The sequence below is a fragment of the Bacillota bacterium genome, from assembly GCA_023511455.1.
Classification (GTDB): Bacteria; Armatimonadota; HRBIN16; order HRBIN16; family HRBIN16; genus HRBIN16.
This window is the reverse complement of sequence record JAIMBJ010000009.1, coordinates 18,940-42,611: the sequence shown is the minus strand read 5'-3', so window position 1 is coordinate 42,611 and position 23,672 is coordinate 18,940. Positions and strand designations below refer to the sequence as shown.

At 60.4% G+C, this 23,672-nt stretch carries 15 protein-coding genes and 2 tRNA genes; 4 read left to right on the top strand and 13 right to left on the bottom strand.

The window, feature by feature from the left end; genetic code table 11:
- The first annotated feature begins 8 nt into the window (after positions 1–8).
- A tRNA-Pro gene (locus K6U75_07395) sits at positions 9–85 on the top strand.
- On the opposite strand, the gene K6U75_07390 is transcribed toward K6U75_07395, so the two are convergent.
- Positions 74–1,438: a DUF512 domain-containing protein gene (locus K6U75_07390; GenBank protein MCL6474859.1), complete on the bottom strand. Its 1,365-nt coding sequence runs from the start codon at positions 1,436–1,438 to the stop codon at positions 74–76. The genes K6U75_07395 and K6U75_07390 overlap by 12 nt on opposite strands.
- A 127-nt stretch (positions 1,439–1,565) precedes the next feature.
- Here K6U75_07390 and K6U75_07385 point away from each other — a divergent pair, with 127 nt between their 5' ends.
- Entirely contained in the window at positions 1,566–3,515 is a 1,950-nt protein-coding gene (locus K6U75_07385; GenBank protein ID MCL6474858.1) for a dockerin type I repeat-containing protein, read from the top strand.
- A gap of 55 nt (positions 3,516–3,570) precedes the next feature.
- Positions 3,571–3,667: transfer RNA gene (locus tag K6U75_07380), tRNA-Ser, on the top strand.
- 159 nt (positions 3,668–3,826) lie between these two features.
- On the opposite strand, the gene K6U75_07375 is transcribed toward K6U75_07380, so the two are convergent.
- From K6U75_07375 to K6U75_07340, 8 genes are all read right to left on the bottom strand, one after another.
- Positions 3,827–4,651 (bottom strand): phytanoyl-CoA dioxygenase family protein, encoded by an 825-nt coding sequence (locus K6U75_07375; protein MCL6474857.1) that lies wholly within the window; start codon positions 4,649–4,651, stop codon positions 3,827–3,829.
- 407 nt (positions 4,652–5,058) lie between these two features.
- Complete coding sequence (locus K6U75_07370) at positions 5,059–6,291, bottom strand: alpha-L-fucosidase (protein ID MCL6474856.1); 1,233 nt, start codon at positions 6,289–6,291, stop codon at positions 5,059–5,061.
- A 10-nt stretch (positions 6,292–6,301) separates the two neighbouring features.
- Positions 6,302–7,267 (bottom strand): Gfo/Idh/MocA family oxidoreductase, encoded by a 966-nt coding sequence (locus tag K6U75_07365; GenBank protein MCL6474855.1) that lies wholly within the window; start codon positions 7,265–7,267, stop codon positions 6,302–6,304.
- A 90-nt stretch (positions 7,268–7,357) separates the two neighbouring features.
- Positions 7,358–8,149 (bottom strand): RNA methyltransferase, encoded by a 792-nt coding sequence (locus tag K6U75_07360; GenBank protein MCL6474854.1) that lies wholly within the window; start codon positions 8,147–8,149, stop codon positions 7,358–7,360.
- Positions 8,150–8,154: 5 nt separating this feature from the next.
- Entirely contained in the window at positions 8,155–8,670 is a 516-nt protein-coding gene (locus tag K6U75_07355; GenBank protein ID MCL6474853.1) for a metal-binding protein, read from the bottom strand.
- 3 nt (positions 8,671–8,673) lie between these two features.
- Positions 8,674–9,783, bottom strand: coding sequence for an RNA polymerase sigma factor RpoD (gene rpoD / locus K6U75_07350; protein ID MCL6474852.1), 1,110 nt, complete (start codon positions 9,781–9,783; stop codon positions 8,674–8,676).
- A gap of 14 nt (positions 9,784–9,797) precedes the next feature.
- Positions 9,798–11,606 (bottom strand): DNA primase, encoded by a 1,809-nt coding sequence (gene dnaG / locus K6U75_07345; GenBank protein ID MCL6474851.1) that lies wholly within the window; start codon positions 11,604–11,606, stop codon positions 9,798–9,800.
- A 64-nt stretch (positions 11,607–11,670) separates the two neighbouring features.
- Positions 11,671–12,675: a collagen-like protein gene (locus tag K6U75_07340; protein MCL6474850.1), complete on the bottom strand. Its 1,005-nt coding sequence runs from the start codon at positions 12,673–12,675 to the stop codon at positions 11,671–11,673.
- Between the two features lie 307 nt (positions 12,676–12,982).
- On the opposite strand from K6U75_07340, the gene K6U75_07335 reads away from it, so the two are divergent.
- Complete coding sequence (locus K6U75_07335; protein ID MCL6474849.1) at positions 12,983–13,942, top strand: DUF4380 domain-containing protein; 960 nt, start codon at positions 12,983–12,985, stop codon at positions 13,940–13,942.
- 50 nt (positions 13,943–13,992) lie between these two features.
- Here K6U75_07335 and K6U75_07330 read toward each other — a convergent pair whose 3' ends face one another.
- From K6U75_07330 to K6U75_07315, 4 genes are all read right to left on the bottom strand, one after another.
- Positions 13,993–17,010: a preprotein translocase subunit SecA gene (locus K6U75_07330; GenBank protein ID MCL6474848.1), complete on the bottom strand. Its 3,018-nt coding sequence runs from the start codon at positions 17,008–17,010 to the stop codon at positions 13,993–13,995.
- Positions 17,011–17,133: 123 nt separating this feature from the next.
- Positions 17,134–18,261 (bottom strand): glycosyltransferase, encoded by a 1,128-nt coding sequence (locus tag K6U75_07325; protein MCL6474847.1) that lies wholly within the window; start codon positions 18,259–18,261, stop codon positions 17,134–17,136.
- Positions 18,258–19,562: an N-acyl-D-glucosamine 2-epimerase gene (locus K6U75_07320; GenBank protein ID MCL6474846.1), complete on the bottom strand. Its 1,305-nt coding sequence runs from the start codon at positions 19,560–19,562 to the stop codon at positions 18,258–18,260. Before K6U75_07320 ends, K6U75_07325 begins: the two co-directional genes overlap by 4 nt.
- 18 nt (positions 19,563–19,580) lie before the next feature.
- On the bottom strand, positions 19,581–23,570 hold the full coding sequence (locus K6U75_07315) for a hypothetical protein (GenBank protein ID MCL6474845.1): 3,990 nt from the start codon (positions 23,568–23,570) through the stop codon (positions 19,581–19,583).
- Between the last annotated feature and the right edge of the window lie 102 nt (positions 23,571–23,672).

Below are 23,672 nucleotides of genomic sequence, written 5' to 3'. Positions count from 1 at the left end.
CGCACGGTCGGGGTGTGGCGCAGTTTGGTAGCGCGCCTGGATGGGGGCCAGGAGGTCAGCGGTTCAAGTCCGCTCACCCCGACCATTTGCTTTGAGAACGGCGGATTGCTCGCCAAAGCGCTGCCGGATGCGGTTCCACCACGATGACCCTGCGCCCAATCTGCGCTTCAAACTGCTCTACCGTTACGTCGTCCAGAAACAGTGTGTTGTCCCGCAAGCAGATAGAAGGCAGCACTACCGTTGGATAGGTGGGGAACTGCCCCAGCGCGTCGGCGATGTCCTGCGCAGTCAGCAAGCCCGCCACGCTCACCGTCCCCCCAAAGAAGCGGTTTTTGACCACGCAGACGTTCAGTTCCACTCCCTGTACGCGTTGCAGCGTGCGTGCGAAGTGGTGAATCACCTGCGCTGGCAGTTCACCGGTGACCAGAGTCATCTGAACAGGGTGAGCCAGTTGCTCTGGCAGGCGGCGGGCTACATCATACGCGCGGTCGAGAAACAGCCTGACCGTGCCCACGCCGTCCTCCAGCTGCGGGAAGTCCTCGTAATACCGCCGACCGGGAATGGGGTGCTCTGCCAGGAAGAACCACTCATCGGACAGGAAGGCGAAGCGCGTACCCAGGCGTTGGCGGAATTGCCGTTCCAGTGCGCGCACTTCGCAAATAAACCTTTGGGCATATGCCCGGTCGGGTGCAGTGAGCGGCGTGAGCCTGTCGCGAAACCGGGTTAGCCCTACCGGCACAATCGCCACCGACAGCGTGCCTGCCCGCCTGCCGCTGATGGTGGGATGCAGCAATGCCAGCTCGTACAGTGTCTGGCGCAGGGCGTCGCCATCGTTCCAGCCCGGGCACAGCACGATTTGGGCGTGCACGTCGATGCCGCCGTCATGAAGCCGTTGTAAAATGGGCAGGATGGGCGTCGGCTCACGCTTTCCCAGCAGCCGCGCCCGTAACTCGGGGTCGGTGGCGTGTACGGAAACGTACATCGGCGTCAGCTTCTGTTCGAGAATGCGCTGGAACTCCTCCTCGCTCACGTTGGTCAGCGTCACGTAGTTACCGTACATAAACGAGAGCCGAAAGTCATCATCCCTCAGGTAAAGCGAGCGGCGCATCCCCTTGGGCATCTGATGGATGAAACAGAAGACGCACTTGTTGTTGCAGGTGTGTATCTTGTCCGAAAGGTCGTTTTCGAACTCCACCCCCAGCAGGTCGTACGGTTCCTTCTCGACAGCCAGAGTAAGCCTTTCCTCACCGCGCAGGATGGTCAGCTCCACGTATGGCTCAGTGGCGTGGAAGCGGTAGTCCAGCGTGTCCATCACACGCCTGCCGTTCACCGATAGCACCGCATCGCCCGGTCGCAGACCCATCTCCTCGGCGAGGCTGCCCGGCTCGACGCGGGCGATAACCAGCCCACGATACGAACGCACCAGCAGTTCCGACATATCTTCTCCTCTCTAAACGTCCGTATGATTGTACCCTTTCGGGCGTGATGGTGTGGAATCAGGTATTGCGTTATCGGTTGCGCAGGGTTAAAATGTTAGCGAAAGCGTCTGAAACGGAGGACTTACCATGAGGCGATGGCTGTGGGGAGTGCTGCTGGTGGGGCTGAGCGCGCTGGCGTTCGCGCAATCTGACCAGTGCGTGAGCAAACTGAGTATTCATCTCATCGGCAGCTACACCGAAGGGGCGAAGCGTATTATCGCCGCCAAACCCACGGTGATTAAAGTGCTGGACCCGCAGGCGTCGGCGGGAATGCGCGAGGCGATGCGCGATTATAAACGACGGCATCCGAAAGGGCTGGTGGTGGTGCGGGTATGGGAGCGGACGTCCGGCTTGCGCTACCGGCTGGAGGATGACCCTGTGCAAAGCGCGGATGACTTCTGGAACCGCGTGCTGCGCCCCGCCATGGACGCGCTATCGGCATCGGACCGTCGGTTGGTCGATTTTCTGGAGGGGCCCAACGAGTGCGAGAACACTCCCTGCTGGGAGAGTGTGGAGGGCGCGCGGTGGTTCGGCAGGTTCTGGGAGCGACTGGCAGAGCGCATCGCGCAGGCGGGTTTTCGCCCGTGCGTGGGGAGCATCCCTGTTGGCAATCCGGGCGGCAACATCAGTGAAATCCGCGCCAAGCTCGAGGCGTTTCTGCCCGCGCTGCGCGCGGCGAAGCGGTTCAACGGGGCGTGGAGCTACCATTCGTACTCCATCGACTACACGACAGACCCTACCGTTGAATACTGGTTTAGCCTGCGGTATCGCATCTTCTACGAGTATCTGCGGGAGCGGCATCCCGACCTGGCGAACCTGCCGATGATTCTGACCGAGGGTGGCATTGACCGCGCAGGCAACCCCAATCAAGACGGCTGGCGTGCCCGGGGCGACGCGGCGAAGTTCCAGAAGTGGTTGCTGTGGTATGACAGCGAGCTGAAGAAAGACCCCTATGTGCTGGGAGTGACTCTATTTCAAATCGGTGACCCCAGCGGCTGGTGGTCGTTTGACGTCGAGCCGATTGCGCAGTGGCTGGCGGATGTGATTGCGAACAAACCGCGCTCGCTGCGCAACCCCGTGCTGAACGGGGACTTCGAACTGGGCTTTACAAACATCTCCGGGGAGACCGTTGCCAACGGGTGGAACACCTGGGACGCGGGCACGGTCAACCCGCTTTGGCCAGGTAGCGCGCACTTCTGGCAGGTGGGCGGGGTGCCGGGCAGCGCACAGCGTATTATCAGCGGGCAGATAGCCGGGCAGTCCTTTCGCGGAGGAGTGTATCAGGTGGTGGAGGTGGTGCCCGGCGTGCCCTATCGTCTGACGTTCGACTATCTGTCCGCTGGCACGAACGACCCGGGCGCCGGACAGGAGTTCCGGATAGGTTACGACCTGAGCGGAAGCACCGACCCCACCAACCCCGGCATTGTGTGGCTGCTTTCCACCAGCGTGCCTTCCTTTGCGTGGCGCAGGGTGGATACGACTGTTGTGCCGACGGGTCAACGGCTCACCTTGTGGACATGGTGTGGACTCTACTGGCCTGTCGCGACGACCACTCTGGATGTGGATAATTTCTCTCTTGTGGCGCAGCCGATGCTACTTGGCAGGGTGACGCTGGGCGATTACACGGGCGAATACCGCTGCCAGGAGGTGCAGGTTCAGATACGCAATCGCACGGGAGTAACGGTCTGGCAGGGAAGACTGCCGCTCTCCGTGCATGGCGAGTTTGAGGTGGTCTACGAAACGAATATACCCGCGGGTATGTACGATGTCGCCGTTCGGGGCGCGCACTGGCTGCAGCAGGTGGTGCGCGGTGTGTCGCTACCCGGTGCGGTGGTGAATGTGGAACTGGTGAATGGGGATATCGATGGAGATAATGAGGTCACGCTGTTTGACTTTGGCGCACTGGTGCAGGCGTTTGGCAGCATGCCGGGCGACGCACACTGGAACCCAAACGCCGACCTGGACGGCGATGGGGAAGTGAGCCTGTTTGATTTTGGAGTGCTGGTGAAGTGCTTTGGAGAAGTGGGTGAGGGCTGACGCATACCAGTACCCCTTGCTTCCTTGCGACACTTGTGCTATAATAGCACCGTGCGGAGAGTTGGCTGAGTGGTCGAAAGCGGCCGCCTGCTAAGCGGTTGTAGGGGCATCTAAAGCCTCTACCCCGGGTTCGAATCCCGGACTCTCCGCCATTTGTGTCTGCATACAATGTAGCCCATCCGATGACTCCAGAGACCCCCCTGGGGCGTACAGCGCGCTAAGACAACTTTGTGCCTTGGTGGTCAATGATGCTCAGCGTGTAAGACAGGCGCAAGGGGCGGGATGATGTTCCTCCCGCCCCTGAAAACCCGTTACCCCTCCGGTCGGGGCGGCGGATTTACCGGACCATTTTGCCAGACCACGGGGAAATAGTCCCCTTGCAGGATTTCACCCGGTTTCACGGTGATCCGATGCTCGATCAGATGTCCTCGTGTCGGCTCGTAGCGGGTGTGTCCGGGCATGTAATGCACGGCGAAGCCGGGTCGCCCCCGCGGGCTGTGATTGGGCGGGGTTCCGTGCCAGGTCAAACAGTGGTGGAACATGACCTCCCCTGCCTTCACCGGACAGGGCACTACCTCGACGGTCTCGCCAGGCGGCACAAACGACGGGTCATGCGCCGGTCCCCAGTTGTCCTCCCGAATGCCGACCGTGCCCTCGTCATACTTGCCCCACCGGTGGCTGCGCGGCACCACGTGCATACAGCCGTTCTCCACGTCGGCATCCTCGAGGGCGAGCCACGCACTGACGAGGTCGGGCGGTTGCAACACGGGCCAGTAGGGATGGTCCTGATGCCATATCGTGGGTCCGCCCTTGTAGGGAGGCTTGTACTGTATCTGGTCGTGCCACACGCGCACCGTGTCGGTATTCATCAGTTTCGCCACCGCCTCCGTGAGCTTCGGGTGGAACAGGTAACGGTAGAACTCCTCGTCCGCCTCCCAGGCGTTCACTATCTGGATGACCACGCGCTCTTCATCGCCGTACAGGTTGCGCATGGCTTCGGGCTTTTTGGTGGATTTGCCTTCCAGCAGAGCGTAAAACCGCTCACGCAGTCGGGAGACCTCCTCTTCGGTCAGCAGCGGACGCGCCGGGAGATAGCCGTTTTCGTGAAAAAAGCGAACATCCTGGTCAGACAGCATCGTGTTTGCACCCCCATAGCGGATTTTTTGTATTTTACCATGCTAAACAAACGGATGCAAGGGCATCTCGGGGATACCGTGTAGCATACTGCAAAAAGGCTGGCGTTACAGTGTCCCTGACCGCATAAAACCGAAAAGCTGTCGCCTTGAACGAGGCGAGCAATCTCCGAGACCCTTCCCGTGCGCTCAGGGTGACCAGAAAACGTCATTCTCCGCGAAGCGAACAATCTCCGAATCGTCAGGTTCCCTTAATGGCGGGCTACCATCTGCTTCCGGTGAATGGCGAGGCTCCTGCCGAGCCGTTCGGACAGGCGCAGGCTAAAGCCTGCGGCGACATCAGCGAATCGCGGGGGCACGGGTGACGTGCCCCCGTTCGCTCACTGTGAGGACGGGTGCATGGGCGCGACCTACCGCCACGGGTCGTCTTCAATCAGCACATAACCCGCACTCAACACCTGTTTGGGCTCGCCTTCTACCTCCATCTCGATGACGGTGCAGAGGGGGTTGGGCGGGGTTTCGGGCAAGCCGTGCAGCACCAGGCGGTTCTCCGTCTGCGTGAAAGCCACTTCAGGCCCGTTCATCAGGCGCGCCCGAAGCACCTTACACTGCAGACCGCCTATCGCTAGCTCGCTGCCCGGCCAGCGGTTGCAGTGGTAGTACAGCGTTTGCCCCTTGCGGGTGAACGCGCCGGTAATCATCCACTCCTGCTGCATGGGGTCGGTGGCGTCGTAGACGGAAGGACCGTATTCCTGCAGCCACCTGCCCACCTTCAGCAGCTCCTGCTCGCACACTTCGGGCACACTGCCGTCGGGTGCGGGACCGATGTTCAGCAACAGGTTGCCGCCGCCTGCCGCCACCTGTCGAAGCATCCCCACAATCTGCCAGGCGTCCTTCCAGCGGGTATCGATGGGCGTGTAACCCCAGCTCTCGTTGAAGGTCATGCACGCCTCCCACATGCGCCCGCCCTTTTCCGGGGTGATGTGCTGTTCGGGAGTGCCGAAATCTTCGGGCAGACCAGAACGGTTGTTAATGATGATGTGCGGCTGCAGCTCGCGCACCATGCGGTTCATCTTCTCCGCTTCCCATTCCTCAGCGGTCAGCGGCCAGTTCACATCGTACCACATGATGTCGATCTTGCCGTAGTTGGTCATCAGCTCGCGCACGATGCCGTGCGTGAACTCCACAAACCGCCTGCGGGCGGCTTCGTCGTGTTTGCACCGCGCGCCATCGGGATGGTGCCAGTCCATCAGGGAGTAGTAAAAGCCCACTTTCAACCCCTCGGCGCGGGCGGCTTCGACGAACTCTGCCACCAGGTCGCGCCTAGGCCCGCGCTTCACCGCGTTGTAGTCGGTGTACTGCGTGTCGAACAGGCAGAAGCCTTCATGGTGCTTGGTGGTCATCACCATATAGCGCATTCCCGCCAGCTTTGCCAGTCGTGCCCACCAGCGGGCGGGGTAGGGCTTGGGCTTCCAGGTGTCTGCTAACTTCTCGTACTCTTCGATAGGGATGCGCTCGCGGTTCATCACCCACTCGTGCCTGCCCAGCTGCGAGTACAGGCCCCAGTGGATGAACATACCGAAGCGTGCCTCTCGAAACCACTTCAGTCGCTGTTCTCTCTGTTCGGGTGTCTCTTCTGGCATCGTGCGCCTCCTAAACGGTCTCGGGTTGTCCGGTCTCTGCGGAGCGATTCGCCGCCAGCGTGACGGCAAGAGTCTTCACCGCGTCGGCATAGGTGCTGCGGATTGCCGAACGGTCGCCGGTGAGAATGGCGTGAATAAATACCCTGTTCTCTTCCAAGTAGGGGTTACTGCTCAGCTGATAGGTGGTCACCTTGCCCGGCTCAGTGGCTTTCACGCTGCCCCAGTCGGTTTCCACCACCAGGTCAGGGGTTACAATTTCCAGCCCCACGCGCCAGCCCATGTTCAGCAGGCAGGTGTTGTGGATCGCGCCGATGACACCGTTCGCGAACTTCACCGCCACCGCCCCCACGTCATACACGCTGTAGTTTTCTACCTCCCTGTGCAGCTTGCGGTTGGTCATCAGCGCGTACACTTCCACAATGTCGCCCACGAGATAGCGGGCAAGGTCGACGATGTGCGTGGTCTGCTCCACGAACTGTCCGCCAGACTGCTCCATGACCCGCCACCACGCCACGCCGGGCATCCCGCCCATCCACCAGCCGATGACCATGCCAACCGTTTTGCCTTCCAACAGCTCGCGTGCTTTCTGGGTGGTTGCCATGTAGCGGAAGTGGTAGCCCACGCTGCTGATGACGCCCGATTTGGCAATCGCCGCTTCAATCGCTTTTGCCTTTTCCAGAGTTCTGGCAACGGGTTTCTCGACAAACAGGTGGATGCCGCGCTCGGCGGCAGCCTCCTCTGCTCCGACGTGTGCGTGGGGTGGCACACACACATACAGCGCGTCCAGTTTCTCACTATCCAGCATCTGTTTCCAGTCGGTATAAGCCTTTCCCCCAAATCGCTGCGCCGCCGCCTCGGCGCGAGACGGGTCGATATCACAGAAAGCGACCGGTTGTGCCTCGGGTATTTGCGAAAGCGCGTTGAAGTGCGCGCCGGCAATACCTCCACACCCGAAAAAGCCAATGCGAACAGCCATCTCTCTCCTCCAGACAATGGTGTTGATTCTGCCTTCGCGCGAAAAGAGGGGTGTTCCTGCACGGCACAGCGTTTTTCTGTGGAGTTCCTGCTACAGGCTCTGCTGCCTGACCGCCTCGAACAACAGTATCCCCGCCGCTACTGCCACATTCAGCGATTGCGCTCCGCCGCCCATGGGGATGCGTATCAGTGTGTCCATCGCCTCACGCGTTTCGGGAAGCAAGCCCGTTTCCTCGTTGCCCACCCACAGGCAGAAGGGTGGCTTCAGGTCCTCCTTCCACAGCAGATGGTGGGCGTGCGCGCTGGAACCAATCTGCCGCCAGCCGTATCTGCGGAATGCCTCGATGACCTGCGTGCTGCTAAAGCAGGAGACAACAGGCAGAAAGGCGATGCTGCCAGTGGTGCAGCGCACGCAGGCGCGGCTGTAGGGGTCGGCAAGGGGCGACGCCAGCACCAGAGCGCGTGCCTGCGCCGCATCGGCAGTGCGGATGAGCATCCCGAGATTACGCGGGTCCTGGATACGCTCTGCCACCAGCACTAGGCCCTCACGCCCAGCACAAATCTCGTCGAGTGTCAGGTTCCACCAGGGCATCACCGCGACGGCGGTCGTGCTGGTCTCGTAGCCGCTGACCAGCAGTCGGTGGAACAGCCCCTTGCTGACCGAGTAGACGGGGATGCCGGCCTGCTCGCAACGGGCAAGCAGGTCTGGTTCTGTCGCCTCCTTGATGTAGACCTCCAGTGGACGCAGGGGAGCGTGCAGCGCTTTGGCAATCTGGAGCGCGCCTTCCATCAGGAAGCGGTGTTCTGCTTCGCGCGGCGCAGATTCGGTCAGTCGGCACGCGGCGCGGAACGCGGGGTGTTTCAGATGGGTGACGGCTTCCATCGCTCCTACAGCGTCCTCTTGAACCACGTAACGAAGCCATCGGTGAGGGAGTGCACGATACCTCCCGCGATTAAACCGATAAGTGCAGATTGTGCCCAGGTGACATGAGACTGCAGTCCCAGGCGCAGTTCTCGCTCCAGCGCGCGCAGTATCTCCGACTGGTTGATGGGCACTATCCACAGGTCGATGGCGTTCATGCCAAGTCGCAACAGCAGGTACAGCATTGCGAAAAAGTAGAGTGCACGTAGCAGGGGGCCCAGTAGCCAGCTGTGCGACAGCCAGTGACGGTGGGGCACCAGTATCTGATAGGGAAGCCAGAAGAAACGGAACATGCCCCAGCGACGGTAGGCGCGGGAGTTCACGTCCAGGTCAGGTGACAGCGCGAGGCCCGAAAACAGGTACGCGCCAACACCCACTCCCACCGAGGTCCAGTCGGGCGAAGGGTGCAGATGGGCGATAACTGGCACCGAGGCAGCGGCGGTGACGATGGTAATCGCGTCGTGAACCCTTCCGGAAGGCATTCCCTACAAACCACTGGAGTAGTCGCGGAGTTTCTTGCAGTTATTCCGGTTGCGCAGCTTCTTGATGGCTTTAGCCTCAATCTGGCGGATGCGCTCGCGCGTGACGTTAAAGTGCCTTCCAACCTCCTCGAGGGTGTGGGGCATCCCGTCGATGAGCCCAAAGCGCATCTTAATGACCTCGCGCTCGCGGTCGGTCAGCACGCGCAATGCCTCCTCGATACGGTCGCGCAGCAGACTGCGGTCGGCGGCTTCGGTGGGGGAGTCACAGTTATCATCCTCGATAAAGTCCATCAGATGGCTGTCTTCCTCTTCACCCACGGGAGTGTCCAGCGACAGCGGTTCCGGCGCGATGCGAATAATCTCATTCACCTTGTCTACCGAGATGCCCATGTCTTCCGCAAGCTCTTCGGGAGTGGGGGTGCGTCCTAACTGTTGTTCCAGATGGCTGCGTCGTTTCATCAGGCGGTTAATGGTTTCCACCATGTGCACAGGGATGCGGATGGTACGGGCCTGATCGGCAATGGCGCGAGTGATTGCCTGCCGAATCCACCACGTGGCGTATGTGCTGAATTTGTAGCCCCTGCGGTAGTCGAATTTCTCCACTGCTCGTATCAAACCCAGATTACCCTCCTGAATGAGGTCGGAGAACGCCATACCACGTCCGCTGTAGCGTTTGGCAATAGAGACCACGAGGCGCAGGTTGGCGAGGGTGAGTTTGCGTTTGGCTTCTTCATCCCCCTGAGCGACCAGGCGTGCGAGGTGTTGTTCTTCTTCGGGGGTCAGCAGGGGCGTCTTCCCGATTTCGCGCAACCACATGCGAACCGAGTCGTCGAGAGGGATACCTTCCAGTTGCGCGATTTCCTGGTCGGCAAGCTCGTAATCTTTAACGGAGGCACCGATATCGTAGCCCTCTTCCATCAGGGGCAGGTCTTTAACGGCGTCTACCACCTGAATGCCCTCGACATCGAGGAACTCCAGCATCTGCTCCAGCTCGTCCGCGTCCACATCCATCTCGGAGAGAACATCGCTCAGCTCTTCGGAGCTCACGTAGCCCCTATCTTTGCCTTGCTGGACGAGCTTCCGCATGTGCCCGTTTTCGTGGATATGTTCCATCTCCACGTCTGGACTCACTCCCTTCGGTTGCGCTGCGCGTCGGAGTGTAGCTCGGCGATGAGCCTTTGGTACTCTTGATAATTCACGCTATTCGGCGAGAAATCCTGCGCGAGTTGTGCCGAAATCTGCACCTGTCGGGTGCGTTTGTGCCAGCGTTGCAGGAAGGACGCCGAATCGCGCAACACCTGCTCGTTTAAAGGTTCCTCCAGTTGTAGCCTTGTTGCGACCATCTCTCGCAGGCGCGGGTCGCTCAGCGCAGAAAGCAGTGACGGGCGATGCAGTTCCATACCCGCTTCCCACGCACGCCTTACCAACTCGAAGAACTGCTTGGCAGCGTCGCTGACCAAATCGTCCGCCTGAGCGATTTCCAGTACCAGCTTTCGCCACTCCTCTGAAAGTATACCCCGCAGGAGCGCACTTTCTGCACGAACCACCCCGAACGGGAAAGGCTCTTCCACCTCCGTTACCGCAGGGGTATCCTGCGCAGTCTGCTCTTTCTTGCCCTCCATTTGCTTATAACGCAAGAATCGTTCCACTTCCCGCCGAATCAGCTCCTCAGGTTTACTGGGATTTGAAAAATAGGCGGGATGTAGCGGCGCCAGCTGGGTAATGTATCTATCTTGCTCGATGCCCGATGGTATTGCTGCCAGTATCGGTATCGCCTCCTTCAGCACTTTCATTCTACCCTCGACGGTTTGCATATCGTATCGGCGCTGGAGATTGTGCAGAAGGAAGGCGGTCAGCGGCTCCGCTTTGTCGATGCACTCCTGCAGGGCAGAGGCACCCAGGCGACGTAGCAGGCTGTCCGGGTCCTCGCCGTCTGGCAGGCGGGCGACCAGCACCTCCATGTTGTGCTGCTGCAGTATCTCCGCCGCGCGTTTTGCCGCTTCGATGCCCGCGTTGTCCGAGTCGTACACCACAATCACGCGCGACACCAGGCGGGAGAGGATGCCTATCTGTTCTTCGGTCAGGGAGGTACCCATGCTGGCAATGGCGTGAGTGAAACCTGCCTGATGGGCGGCGACCACGTCCATATAACCCTCCAGCAAGAGGGCGGTGCGCTCTGCCATCATGCGTTCTCTGGCAAGATGCAGGGCGTAGATAGTGCGGCTTTTGCGGAAGAGGGGCGTTTCAGGGCTGTTGAGGTACTTGGGCGTGGCATCGCCCAATGCACGTCCCCCAAAGGCAACCACGCGCCCCTGTCGGTCCCAAATCGGGAACATGAGGCGGTCGCGGAAGCGGTCGTAGTATTCGCCACTCTCGCCCTGCACGATGAGCCCTGCTTCCGCCGCGATGGTCAGCGGTATCTTTTTTGCCTTGATGAGGTTGGTGAGCGCGGACCATTCAGGAGGAGCGTAGCCAATGCCGAAACGCTCCTGAGTTTCGGGAGTAACCCCGCGCTGTTGCAGCACGCGCTGGGGCAGGGGATAGCGTTTCAGCATGTCGCGGAAAAACTGCGCGGCGAGCTGATTCACCTGCAGAATCTGTTCTCGGCGGTCTTTTTGTTGCTGGGCAGCGGAGGAGCCGGTAGTGTGGAACTCCAGCCCCAGCCGCTCGGCGAGCAGTCGGGCTGCTTCCACAAAGGTGACGTTTTCGATGCGCATGATGAAATCGAATACGTCGCCATACAGTCCACAGCCGAAGCAACGCCAGCGTTGCAGGGACGGATTAACGGTAAAGGAAGGTGTCTTTTCGGCATGGAACGGGCACAATCCCTTGAAGTTTTTGCCCGTTCGCTTCAGCGCCACGTACTGCGAGACCACTTCTACGATGTCGCTGCGCGCACGAATTTCGTCCAGGTCTGCACTGGCGCGTGATGCCACAGACACCTTCCTCCATCAGGCTGGCTCCTGTTCACTCCGTGTAGCGGAGCACCAAGATATTCGGTTACTGCTCCATCGCCGCGACGATGATGGAGACCACCTTGTTGTCGTAGAACTGGAACGCGACATGGTGGTTGGGATACCGGACGTACAGGGTGGTTCCCATGTTCTGGTGTTCCTTGGGCCAGCCGTACACGGCGACGACCTTCTGGTAGGTATCGCCGAGCTTGATGCCTCGCGACGTACGAGCCAGGCCCGACTTATCCTCATAGCCAATCGCCTTCGCCTGCACCACGTAGCCGTCCTTGTTCACCAGAAACTCGTAAATCACGCCGCCCGGTCGCTCGTAAATCAAGGTGGTTTCCTGCTCATACATCATACCGCCCGGCGTCGTGCGCAGTCCAACGGATGGCAGACCAACGCCTGCGGGAGTACCGCCCATGCCAGCCATTCCGGGCATTCCGGGCATTGCCGGAGTACCGGGCATCGAGGGCATACCAGGGCGAGCAGGAGCACCAATGCCGCCCGGTAGTCCTGGCAAACCGGGTGCACCTGAGGTCGGGGCGCCGATCATCGGACCTCCCATCATGGGACCACCCATCATTGGTCCACCGGTCATTGCCATGCCTTCTTCGTCATCGAAGCCAGCGCCTCTGCCGAATGCTCCCATGCCCGGTCGTCCACCCATCGCACCCATACCGGCCATCGGCGGCATCCCGCCGAAGCCACCGTACGGCGGCATACCGGGCACACCTGGTGTACCCGTGAAGCCAGCCATTCCGGGTGCTCCAGGCAGACCGGGTGCGCCTGCCAGCCCCGCACGTCCGGGCATACCTGCCATACCCACCATGCCTGCCTGCTGTCCCGGCAAATTGTAAGCAACCTGTCCTACCGTAACCTGCGTGGGGTTGCCGAACCGTGCCAGCACGGTCTGCACCTTGGACAACATGCGGATGCCAAGGAACTGGCGTTCGATGGCATGTGCCGGGTTGATGAACCCCACCAGGCAAGCGACCACAACGACGCCTGCTACTCCGCTTCTTCGGAGCAAGCCTGCCATGCTCATCATCTAATTCCTCCCCTTCGTTCTTCGTTTCACGCCAAGAGAGCCTTACTGGTGTGCACTCTTCGGCAACGGCGAACGCTTTTCCTGCCTTTAGCCGGCAACGGTTTTCATCATTAGTGTACCGTTCGCCGATTGTTAGACGCAACAGGTACGTGAAAGGTAACGGGATGCGGAAAACAAATCCAGCTGTTGCTCTGACAGTTGCAGCATATCGGGGAAAATGCTATATATACTGCGGGCTGCAGCGGCGCCAACAGGTGTTGCCGCGCCGGGTGACTTTTCCTTTAACCATCTGCTGGAGGAGTCATTGATGTGGAGAATCCTTTTAACGCTTTGTGCGCTCATCGCATCTACTGGGGTGTGGGCGCAACACATCGAACGGGTGTCTTATAAGGGCTGGCAGGACTGTTATCGCCTGTCCAACGGCACGGTGGAAGTTGTTATCGTGCCTTCGCTGGCGCGTATCATGCACTATGGGTTCGTCGGCGAGCCGAACACTCTCTGGGTCAATCCTGCCACCGAGGGCACACCGGTTCGGCCCGGTGAATGGCCCAATCACGGTGGCGACAAGGCGTGGATATGGCCTCAGGATGAGTGGGAGATGCGCACTGGCAGGGGATGGCCCCCGCCCTCGGCGACCGACCAGGTGCCTCATCAGGCGGAGGTATTAGAGGGCAACATCATTCGCCTGACTTCTCCACTGGTAGCTGGATACGGCGTGCGCGTCGTGCGCGAGATTCGTCTGGAGCCGTCCGGCACGCGGGTGCATATCCTGACGCGCCTGGAGAAGCTGCGCGACGGGGCGGATTTCCCCGTGGCGGCGTGGGTGGTGGCGCAACTGCCTCTGCCCGATGTGATGCTGGCGCGTCTGCATCCGGACACCACACTGAGCGAAGGGTTCAAACTTTTCCGTGAGGAACCCTGGAAGGCGATTCGCCGGCTGGGGAAGGACATTTTGCTGCCGGAACGCCCACCGGATGTGCCGGTGAAGCTGGGTTGTGACGCGGAGATTCTGGCATGGTTCAAAGCACCGTATCTGGTGGTGCATCGTTCTCCCATCGCGAGCCTGGCGGAGTTTCGTCCGGGCGACCATGCGCAAATCTTCTCGAACACCGATGAGATACCCTATATCGAGCTGGAGTTCACCTCACCGTTGAAGGTGCTGCGCAGGGGGGAGAGCATCTCCTTGGAGGTCACATGGGAGCTGTATCGCATTCCGCCCGAAAGGCAGTCGCCGGAGGACCTCGCGGAGTTTGTGCGAGGCAGGTAGACGTATCCTGACACCGGTGCAGGGGCAACCCTGCGGGTCGCCCCTGTACGCTAGCTCGGTACCTGCTTGTTCATACAGCACTTCTTATACTTTTTGCCGCTACCGCAGGGGCAGGGGTCATTGCGCCCCACTTTCTGGGTTTTAACCGCCGTCGCGACGGCGGCGCGTGCGGCTGGGCGTGCAGCACCGTTGCCCTCCGCTGCGGCTGGCGTGCTTCCTGCGCCCGACATGCTGGTCACCTGCACGGTTGGTTGGGGCTGGGGCGGAGCGACCTGCACGTGGTACATCCAGCGGATGACATCTTCCTGAATCGATGCCAGCATGTGCTGGAACATCTCGTAAGCCTCTTTCTTGTAGGCGACCAGCGGATCCTGCTGGGCGTAGCCGCGCAAGCCAATGCCCTCGCGCAGGTAGTCCATGTTGGCAAGATGCTCCATCCACTTGTCGTTGATGACGCGCAGCATGACCCATCGCTCCAGCGAACGCATCAGCTCCGAGCCGAGCTCTTCTTCGCGCTGCGCGTAAGCGTTCAGGGCGACTTCCTGCAGGTAGTCCACCAGCTGGTCTGCCGGCTGCGATCTGATGTCATCTACGGTGAGCCAGCGAGAGATGCCGAACAGCTCTTCCAGGCGGCGGAACAGACCTTCCGCGTCCACCTCCGCCTGACGTGTATCCTGCAGGGTGAACATCATCACCGATTCTTCCACCTTATCGCGGACAAAGCCATGGATGGTGGCGGTAAGTGGGTGTCCCTCCAGAATGCGCCGTCGCTCGCTGTAGACGACGCGGCGCTGTTCGTTCATCACTTCATCGTATTGCAGCACGTGCTTGCGGATTTCGAAGTTATATGCTTCTACTTTCTTTTGCGCCTTCTCTATCAGGCGGGAGAGGAGCTTGACGTCTACCGCTTCGCTCTCTTCCCACATCGCAAGCAGACGCTGTTTGGATGGATCGCCGAAACGCCTCCACAGCTCGTCCTCCAGCGAGACGTAGAAGCGCGACTCGCCGGGGTCGCCCTGTCGCCCCGAACGGCCGCGTAGCTGGTTGTCGATGCGGCGCGACTCGTGTCGCTCGGTACCGAGGATGAACAGTCCTCCCAGCTTGCGCACCTCTTCGGCGGCTTTGGAGCGCTCTGCCTCGTTCAGAGGGGGCGGTGGAAGGGCGCGTCCTCGCCGGAAGGAGCGCCATTGCTCTTCCGCCTCTTCGTCCACCTCCTCGCCCTCCTGTGCCTGCTGAGGGGCGATGCTACCGCCAAGAATAATGTCCACGCCTCGTCCCGCCATGTTGGTGGCGACGGTAACCGCTCCCTTGCGCCCCGCCTCGGCGATGATGATAGCCTCTTTCTCGTGGTACTTGGCGTTCAGTACGTTGTGGGGCACGCCGTGCGCGAACGCCTCTTTGAGATACTCCACGTTTTCGGGCGGCGCCCCAATGAGCTGGATAGCGCGTTGCAGGTTTTCGGGCAGATTCATGTCGGGCACGACGCCCAGCTCGCGAGCCAGCGGCGTGAGTGCGCTCAGGCTGAGCTCGTCCAGGCGGCGGTTCAGCAGGGCGCGATACTCTTTCTTCTTCTCGTTAGATATCTCTTTGCGTTTGTCGATCTCATCACGCAGGATGTGAATCAAGCACAGCAGTTTCAGCCGGTCGGGGCGCAGGCGGTCACTCACCTTCTCAGACATCTCGATGGATCGCGTGCCCACCAGCACCGGCTGTTGTTTGACATACAGGCGCAGTATCTCGGTGGCGATGCCCCGGAACTTCGCCTCTTCCGTTTTATAGATGACATCCGGGTGGTCAATACGGATCATCGGCTTGTTGGTCGGAACCACCACCACGTCCAGACCGTAAATCTTGCGGAACTCGTCTTCCTCCGTTTTGGCGGTACCGGTCATCCCCGCCAGCTTCTTGTAAAGTCGGAAGTAGTTCTGGAAAGTAATGGTCGCCAGCGTCTGGTTTTCCTGGCGGATGGGCACGCCTTCCTTTGCCTCGATGGCCTGGTGCAAGCCGTCGGAGTAACGCCGTCCGAACATCAGACGTCCGGTAAACTCGTCCACGATGATAATCTCGCCATCGCGCACCACATAGTCCACATCGCGCTTGAAGATGGTGTGTGCTTTCAGTGCCGCATTGACGTGGTGCATCAGGTCGGGGTCTTCAGCGAGGTTTTTTACACCCAGCCCCTGTTCCACCCGCTGAATGCCCTCTTCGGTGAGGGTCACGATTTTCTGCTTCTCTTCCAGCGTGTAGTCGCGTCCCGGCTGCAGATAGCGCACCACGCGGTCCACGCGGTAGTAGAGGTCGGTGGATTCTCCGGCATAACCCGAGATGATGAGGGGAGTACGCGCCTCGTCGATCAGGATGCTGTCTACCTCGTCCACGATGGCGTAGTTCAGCTCGCGCTGCACCACATCCTCGATAGAGAACGCCATGTTATCGCGCAGGTAGTCGAACCCGAATTCGTTGTTCGTGCCGTAGGTGATGTCTGCCAGATACGCCTCTTTGCGGTGGCACTCTTTGAGGTGCGTATAGCGTGGGTCGGGAGCCTGATAGCCGGGCGTATAGATGTAGGAGCCGCCGATTTCGCCTGTTTCGGGGCTTTGCCCCTGAATCACGCCCACGCTCATGCCCAGGAAGTGATAGATGGGTCCCATCCACACCGCATCACGTCGCGCCAGGTAGTCGTTCGCGGTGACGAGGTGTACGCCTTTGCCTTCCAGCGCATTGAGATAGATGGGCAGGGTTGCCACCAGCGTCTTTCCCTCACCGGTTTTCATCTCGGCAATACGCCCATCGTGCAGTACCATCCCACCGATGAGCTGAACATCAAAATGGCGCATCTTGAGGGTGCGTTTGGAGGCTTCCCGTACCACCGCAAAGGCTTCGGGCAGCAGGTCGTCCAATGTCTCGCCCTTTGCTAGACGGTTGCGAAACTCGTCTGTCTTGGCGCGCAGCTGTTCGTTGCTCAGCTGGGCGATACTGTCCTCCAGCGCGTTAATTCTCTCCACAACCTTGCGGTAGCGTCGGATATCGCGTTCGTTGCTATCGAACAGGTTCAGCAGAAATCGCATAGCGTACTCCTTCGGCGCGTGCGAGGCACCAGCATCGGTTTGCAGTAATGATTGTCGGTGTTTTCCGCATCCTTACATACGACGGTTTCACACGTAGATATTACCACCAGAGGGGAGAGGAAGTCAAAGGGATAGCACCTGTGCGTAGCGATCTACCATTTGATGGAGGTCGAAGTTGGCTTCTGCGTGCTGGCGGGCGCGTTTGCCCATCGTCCGTCGCTCTTCGGGGTGTTGCAGCAGATACAGGATACGCTCTGCCAGTGCGGCTTCGTCCTCCACTGGTACGACAAAGCCCGTCTGCCCGTCCAGCACCACGTCGCGCACGGCTCCCACGTCGGTGCTGACCGCAGGCACGGCGCACGCAGCGGCTTCGATCAGCGTCATCGGCAAAACCTCAGTATCAGAGGTGAGTACTGCCACATCCAGACTGCGCCACACAGCGGGGATGTCATGTAACGCACCCGTAAAAACGATACGCGAGGCACACTCCATCCGCTGGCTGGATGTCTGCAAGTCATGACGCAGTTCCCCATCGCCCACCACGAACGCACGAGATTCCGGCAAGACAGACAGCACCTGCTGAGCCACTCGCAGAAAGCGAAACAGGTTTTTCTCCGGGCGCAGTCCTGCCACCACTCCAAAGGCGGGCGTCTCCGGAGATAATGCCCACTGCTGGCGCAGGTTGTTGCCGTCGGGTGTGAAACGCTGCAGGTCCGCACCGTTGGGGATGACCACCACTTCGCGCGCCTGCCAGCCTTCCTGTTCCAGCAGGAACCGGCGGTGGCTCTCCGCGAGCGCAATGAGGGTGTCGGTGGCTCCGGCGGCAAAGCGACGGGCAAACGCCATCTCGCGGGTGCGTTTGGTCTTGCCAAAGGAATGTACCGCGATGACCAGCTTGCGCACGATTTTTAGCCTTTTGACCAGAACCGCATACAGCACCGCAACAGGGGCGTCTACGGTGAGTAGAACCTCGGGGCGAATCCGCCGCAGCAGGCTGAGGAAACGCGGAAGCACACGCCAGTCGGTGCGTGAACGTCCATTGATCGCGTGGAAAGGTATTCCTGCCTCTCGCATCTGTTCGCCAATCTCGCCGGGTTGATAGAGTGAGCACACGTGCACGTCGAGCCGCGAGCCAAGTTGCAGGGCAAGCAGTTGCAGGATGCGCTCCGCCCCCCCTATGGCATAAGTGGCATTCAGTATCAGCACTCTTCGTCGGTTGGAGACTGGAACCTGACCTCGTTCCGTTTTCATAGGGTAATCGTTTGCTCCTGAAGTTTGACCGCAGGAGTATCAGGTAGCCAGCGGGTAGATGGGTCGTCAGAGATGTCCCGTATCGTCAGGTGATAGCGCTTGCCTGCTTGCATTGGCGCAGTATACAGGCGCACCAGGTTGCCGTCCACCTCCGTACGGCTTATCGGCAAAGGTGGGATAAAGGTATAGCGGCTCTTTTTTGCTGCACTTTGAGCGTCCAGTCGTTTGTTGAAAACTAACAGGACGGCACTCTTGCCCGTACGCATTGCCTTCACCACTCTGGGCGGCTCGGCGTAAATATACATACCCAGCATGTATTCGTAAAGGGTGGTGCTGTGCACACCGATGGCAGCGCACGCCTTCCGAAATGCGTCAATCCACTGCCACGATCGGCGATTCTGCGGTTGCGAGCCGATGTCCGCCTGTATCATCATCGGTAAATCGGGGCGGACAGCACGCGCCGCGCGCACCAGCGGCTGGTAGGCTTTCACGTAATCGGGGGGCAGATTTTCTTTGAGCCAGTCGGGCCAGTGGGTTTGCAGGCAAACGGCATCAGGGCGTACCTGCCGAACCACCTCTGCGATGTCCTGACCATGTACTTCCTGCACAAAGCGCACCGGGTCCGGCACGTCGATGGCGAGTATCCAGACCGTAACCGGAATACGGGGATGCGTTTCGCGGATGCCTCCATCGCCGTTCAGCAGGTCGTTCAAGAAGTCCGTGTGGCTTTTGACGCGAAACTCCACCCACTTTGCGTAGAGTTCCTGCTGAGTACGCCAGAAGCGAGGGTGCGCTTCGTCGGTGAAGTCCGGCGGTTGTTCGGCATGATACATCTGCGAGAACAACGAGCGGCATCGTTCGCACAGGCAGGCGTATGCGGGAGCGGTGGGACCCGGGTATTCGGGCCAGAAGGGTTCCATGATATGTACCCCATTGAAGGGATACTGGCGAAGCACGGAAGCGATTCGTGCTTTCTTCCAGCGGCGGTATTCCGGGTGATTCAGGCACAGGCGGGTATAGCCATCGTTCATGGGCTGGCGGGTGACCATGCGCCACTGTTGCCAGCCGTCCGGCAGGTCGGTGGTGTCGTAAGTGCCGTTGCCGAAGGTGGTGTAGTCCACGTGTATCCTGCGCCGGCGCAGCGCGTTCAGCAGGTCGCGGTTCACCCGGCTGTCGCGCGTGACGATATATTGCACACCCTGAAAGCCGTTGGCGGCAATCTCTTCCGCGATACTCTCCGCACTGCGGTTCGCGTAGTACCGCCCCAGGAAGGGGTCTATTTGCACACATCGGGAAGTCATCTCTTTATCAGGATTAGCTTAGCGGCTGGAGACCTCCTCTTTACGTGCTTCGATGACTTTGACTGGCGATGCCAGTATGATGACGGGTTCACCCCAGGATGCCCAGTCGGCTGTGGAGTCATCGTTCGGTCCCACATCGGCAATCAGGCGCAGGCGCACCGTCTGACCGGCAAACGGCGACAGGTCTGCCTGCAGTTCACGCCACGAACCCTGGACGCCAGTGCCTTCCGCCAGCCGATGCACCTTGCCTTGTGCATCAATGAGTTCGAGACGGAACCACACTCCGTCGCTGGGCGCACCGCCATCGCGAATGCCGATGAAGCTGTGGAACCGACAGGGCTGGTTCGGCAGGGTGAGCGGCTTCAACTCCGCCCACGCATACCCGACGCCACCCATATACGGCGGGTGCATGAAAACCCCCTTCTTTGTCAAACCGCCCACTGGCAGGTCGCCCGTGTAGTAAACCGCGCCGGTTCCGCCGGGGTCTGGCATCTCTTTCTCGCCACGACGTGCGATGCCCCACCTGTCAACGGCGTTAATCAAATCCGCCACCACGGGCTGCGTCTCCACCACGCGCAGGCGGAGCGCAGTGCGGTGAGGGGTAATACCGTTGCGGAGGGTAATGTTCAGCACGGATTCTGCTCCAGCAGGGGCGTCCGTTTCTACCTGAAGGTCTATCTGCGCGGGGAGTTTACCGCCTTCTGCGCTGATCGACTGGGGCGAGATACGCCAGCCTCCCGATGCGCTCAGTTCGAGGCTCAACTTCTCCCCAGCTTTGGGTTTCATGCGCCATACTGGTCGCAGGAGCAGGCGCGTGGGGTCTTGCCAGCCTCCCGTTTCCCACCGCCAGCGCACGGGTTCCACCACGCGCAGCAGCATTTCGCGCGTCTCGTTGCCCGCTTGCGCCCGCACCGCCACCGTGTCACCCGGTTGCAAATCGCTATCCGCGCGAACGAAGCCCCCTAAATACTTCCCGTTTTCTACCTGCCACTGCACCTGGGCAATCCCCTGTGCTTTGACCTGCACGCTGCCGCCCGCTATCACCTCCGCTCGTTCCGCGTCGATGCTCCAGGTCTGCTTACCAGAGAACTCCAGCACGTAGCCTACGGCGTTCGGGACAGGCTCAATCCACGTCATCTGGCCGCTATCTCGCACGACAGGAGCGGACAACGGGTTGCCCTCCACATCATAAACGCGGCATGATACCAGCCTGCCACGTACCCCATAGGGACGACGGATGTAGAACGGCTGCTTTCCGCTGATGTGGATGACCTGCAAGCGGTTGGGCGCAGGGCGGGTGATTGCCAGTCCTCCATCCGACGCGGCTTCTGGCGTGGTGAAGAACTCTCCGCGCCCGTCCAGATAGATGTAGGCGTCGCTGCGCAGGTAGTCGACCTTGCGTCCGTCCACCAGCGCGGAGTAGCTCAGCAGGGCATCTTTCTGGTATGCAAGCCAGCCCGCAGGCGGCAGGACGAACGTTCGCGAGCCGATAGCCACCTTCCACTCTTCGGAGGGGTGGTCGTTCAGCCACAGCTTCAGCCCGTTGGGATACTCCACATACAGCTGTCGGCGTGTGCGGGGCAAATCGCGAATGACCGCCTCCGAGACGCTCACCAGCTTGCTTCCGTCCCAGTAGGCGATGCGTTGCGGAGCGATTAGCCCATACCGCGCCTGCACCTGCTGCAGCATGTAGTAGGAACGGCAGGTGCGCTCGATGCCGTGCTCTTCCTCCACCAGCCAGCCGATATGCCCGTAGGCGAGGGTATGCAGCAAGAAACGGTCGATGGCGCGGTCGAGGTTCTCTGGCGCGCGCCAGTTGGGGATGGCATCGCAGAACCACGATGTCCACGCCATGCCGATGTCGCACTCTTTGGTGTGAATCTGGTAGAGGTCGAACACGGGCAGCAGCGGTTCCACCGCAAGTGGACGGTTGTTGTATGCCAGCGCATAGTTGCCGTCCGCCAGTCCCGCATACATCCACTGGTAGGTGCCTTCCGAGAAGATGGGACCTCCATACACTCGTGAGTCGTTGCGCAGCAGCTCACCGTAGGCGTAGAAGGTCTGCGCGAAGGTTCCCGCACCGGGCACGCGGGCGTCGTAGTCGTTGTAGCCCCATGGCGGCACGGCGGTATGCACGTCGGTGTATGCGCTGTTGGGATTATATTTCGCCTTGATTTGCGGGGCAAGCACCGAATCGAACTCCACCGCCTTGAGCGGCTTGAGCGCCCAGTTGCGCGGCCAGGCGGGTCGCCATTCGCCGTCGGACTGTCGCTGCACGAAGTCGGGGTTCCAGTATTCGTTCACGGGGGCGAAGTCGCAGTAGTTGGTGTATAGCCCGCTGAACCACCCCAGCGACCGCTGGTGCGCCACGAAGCGTTTGAGCGCATCATCACCCCCCTTACGCGGCGCAGCACGGGTACGCAGGGTAAAGCTCTCGCCGCCATCGCGCCACGTGATTTCGTGATTGCACTGAATCAGCTTCTCGATACCATAGGCGCGGAGCCTGCGGCTGCGCTTCATCTCCTGTTCGTAGTCGGCAGGTCCCCATGTCTCCTGCCACAGCCTGTCCACCGCCAGATGGGCGTGCAATCCCACTGGGTTGGCGATGGTGGGCAACACCTCCTCCAGCATCGGCGAGACGGTAAGAAACAGCCGTTCGAACATCGGGTTGCGCGTGCCGTCGGTTTTGGGATGGTAGCGCACGCCTCCGTTAATGCGTGCCACCTCGCCCGCGGCGTACTCCGCACCATACGGTTCCGAGCCGTTGGAACGGTACCAGTCCAGCCACAGCGACGTGAACACCCAGCGGTTACCCGCACGCGAGAGCAACACCGTGGGGTGAGAGCTACCGTAGGTGATGTAGGGGATGTACATCGCACGCGGCTGTTGCACGTTGGTGAACTGCCCAAAGTGCAGGTCGGTGGCTTTGCCCGACCGGTTGATGACGTCTATAATCAGCGACTTCTGTACGATTTGCAGGCGCAGGGTCGTGCCGTCGGAGTACTCAGCGGTGACAACACCGCCCTGCTGGCGCACTTTCGTCAGGGCGGGCTCTACCGTATCCTGCCCGAAGCGCACGGCTGCTTCGGCAATGTTCTGCACCGCTCTGCCGTTCCATGCCGCGCGGATGCCGTTCAGCCCTCTGGTGGCGTCGAAGCGGTAAACCAGTGTGCCGTCTTTTCCTTCGTACAGGAAAGCGTATCGGTTGGCGTCCTCTCGCCGCACTCCCCCCTGAAACGCGCCGCTGAAGTGCATGGGCAGGATGGTCATTTCGCGGGTGGGGAAGGGTAGTTTGCCCGGTCCCGTGTTCGCACCGGGCGACTGTCCCTCAAAAAGCGTCAGGTTGCGTTTGGGGCGCGGCGCGAACTGCAGCGGGCGCAGCTCCTCGCGGTAGAAGCGCATCGAGTCCAGAAAAATCTCCCGCCACTCGGGCTGCCAGCCGCCGTTGACCTCGATACGCGCCAGATAGGCAGGCGGTTGCAGTCCGGCGGGCAGCTTGCGGTGCAGCAACCACCACTCCTTCCACTCCACTCTGGCGACCTGCACGGCATGTTCGTTGCCGGTGCTATCGCGCAGCACGACGATAATCTCCACCGGGGGTGTGTCCGGCGGGTTCTCCCAGCTCCAGCGGTTGCCGTACACCCAGAGCTCCACGCAGTTTGCCTCCTCTGGAACCGGCACTGGTTGCGGCGGGTTCATGACCACGCGTGGGGCGGAGTTACTCTGTCCGTTTCCCCTGTAGCGAAGTTTCGCCACAGGGCGGTTCCACACGTTTTGCGCCCGGCTGATCTGCAGGATGGCTTCTGCGCCATTGCTGACCTCCATCGTCCAGCCCTGAAGGTTCTCGAAGGTGAGGGTTGGTGGGGCAGGCTCGGTGCGGTTCGCCCACACCATCTCGTAGGGGCGTTGTCCTGGCGTCTCGTTGGGGTCCAATTCTGGCACGACGGTTTGGCTCATCACGGGAACTCCCCACAGGAAAAAGAGTGTCCATGCTGCCCAGCGTTTCATCGGCGTCCTCCGCACGTTGGACTAACTTTGGGTTCGTTACAGACAGACAGGTTCCTGTTGCCAACGCAACCCAATTTTTTAACCCCCATCCCAAAAACTCCT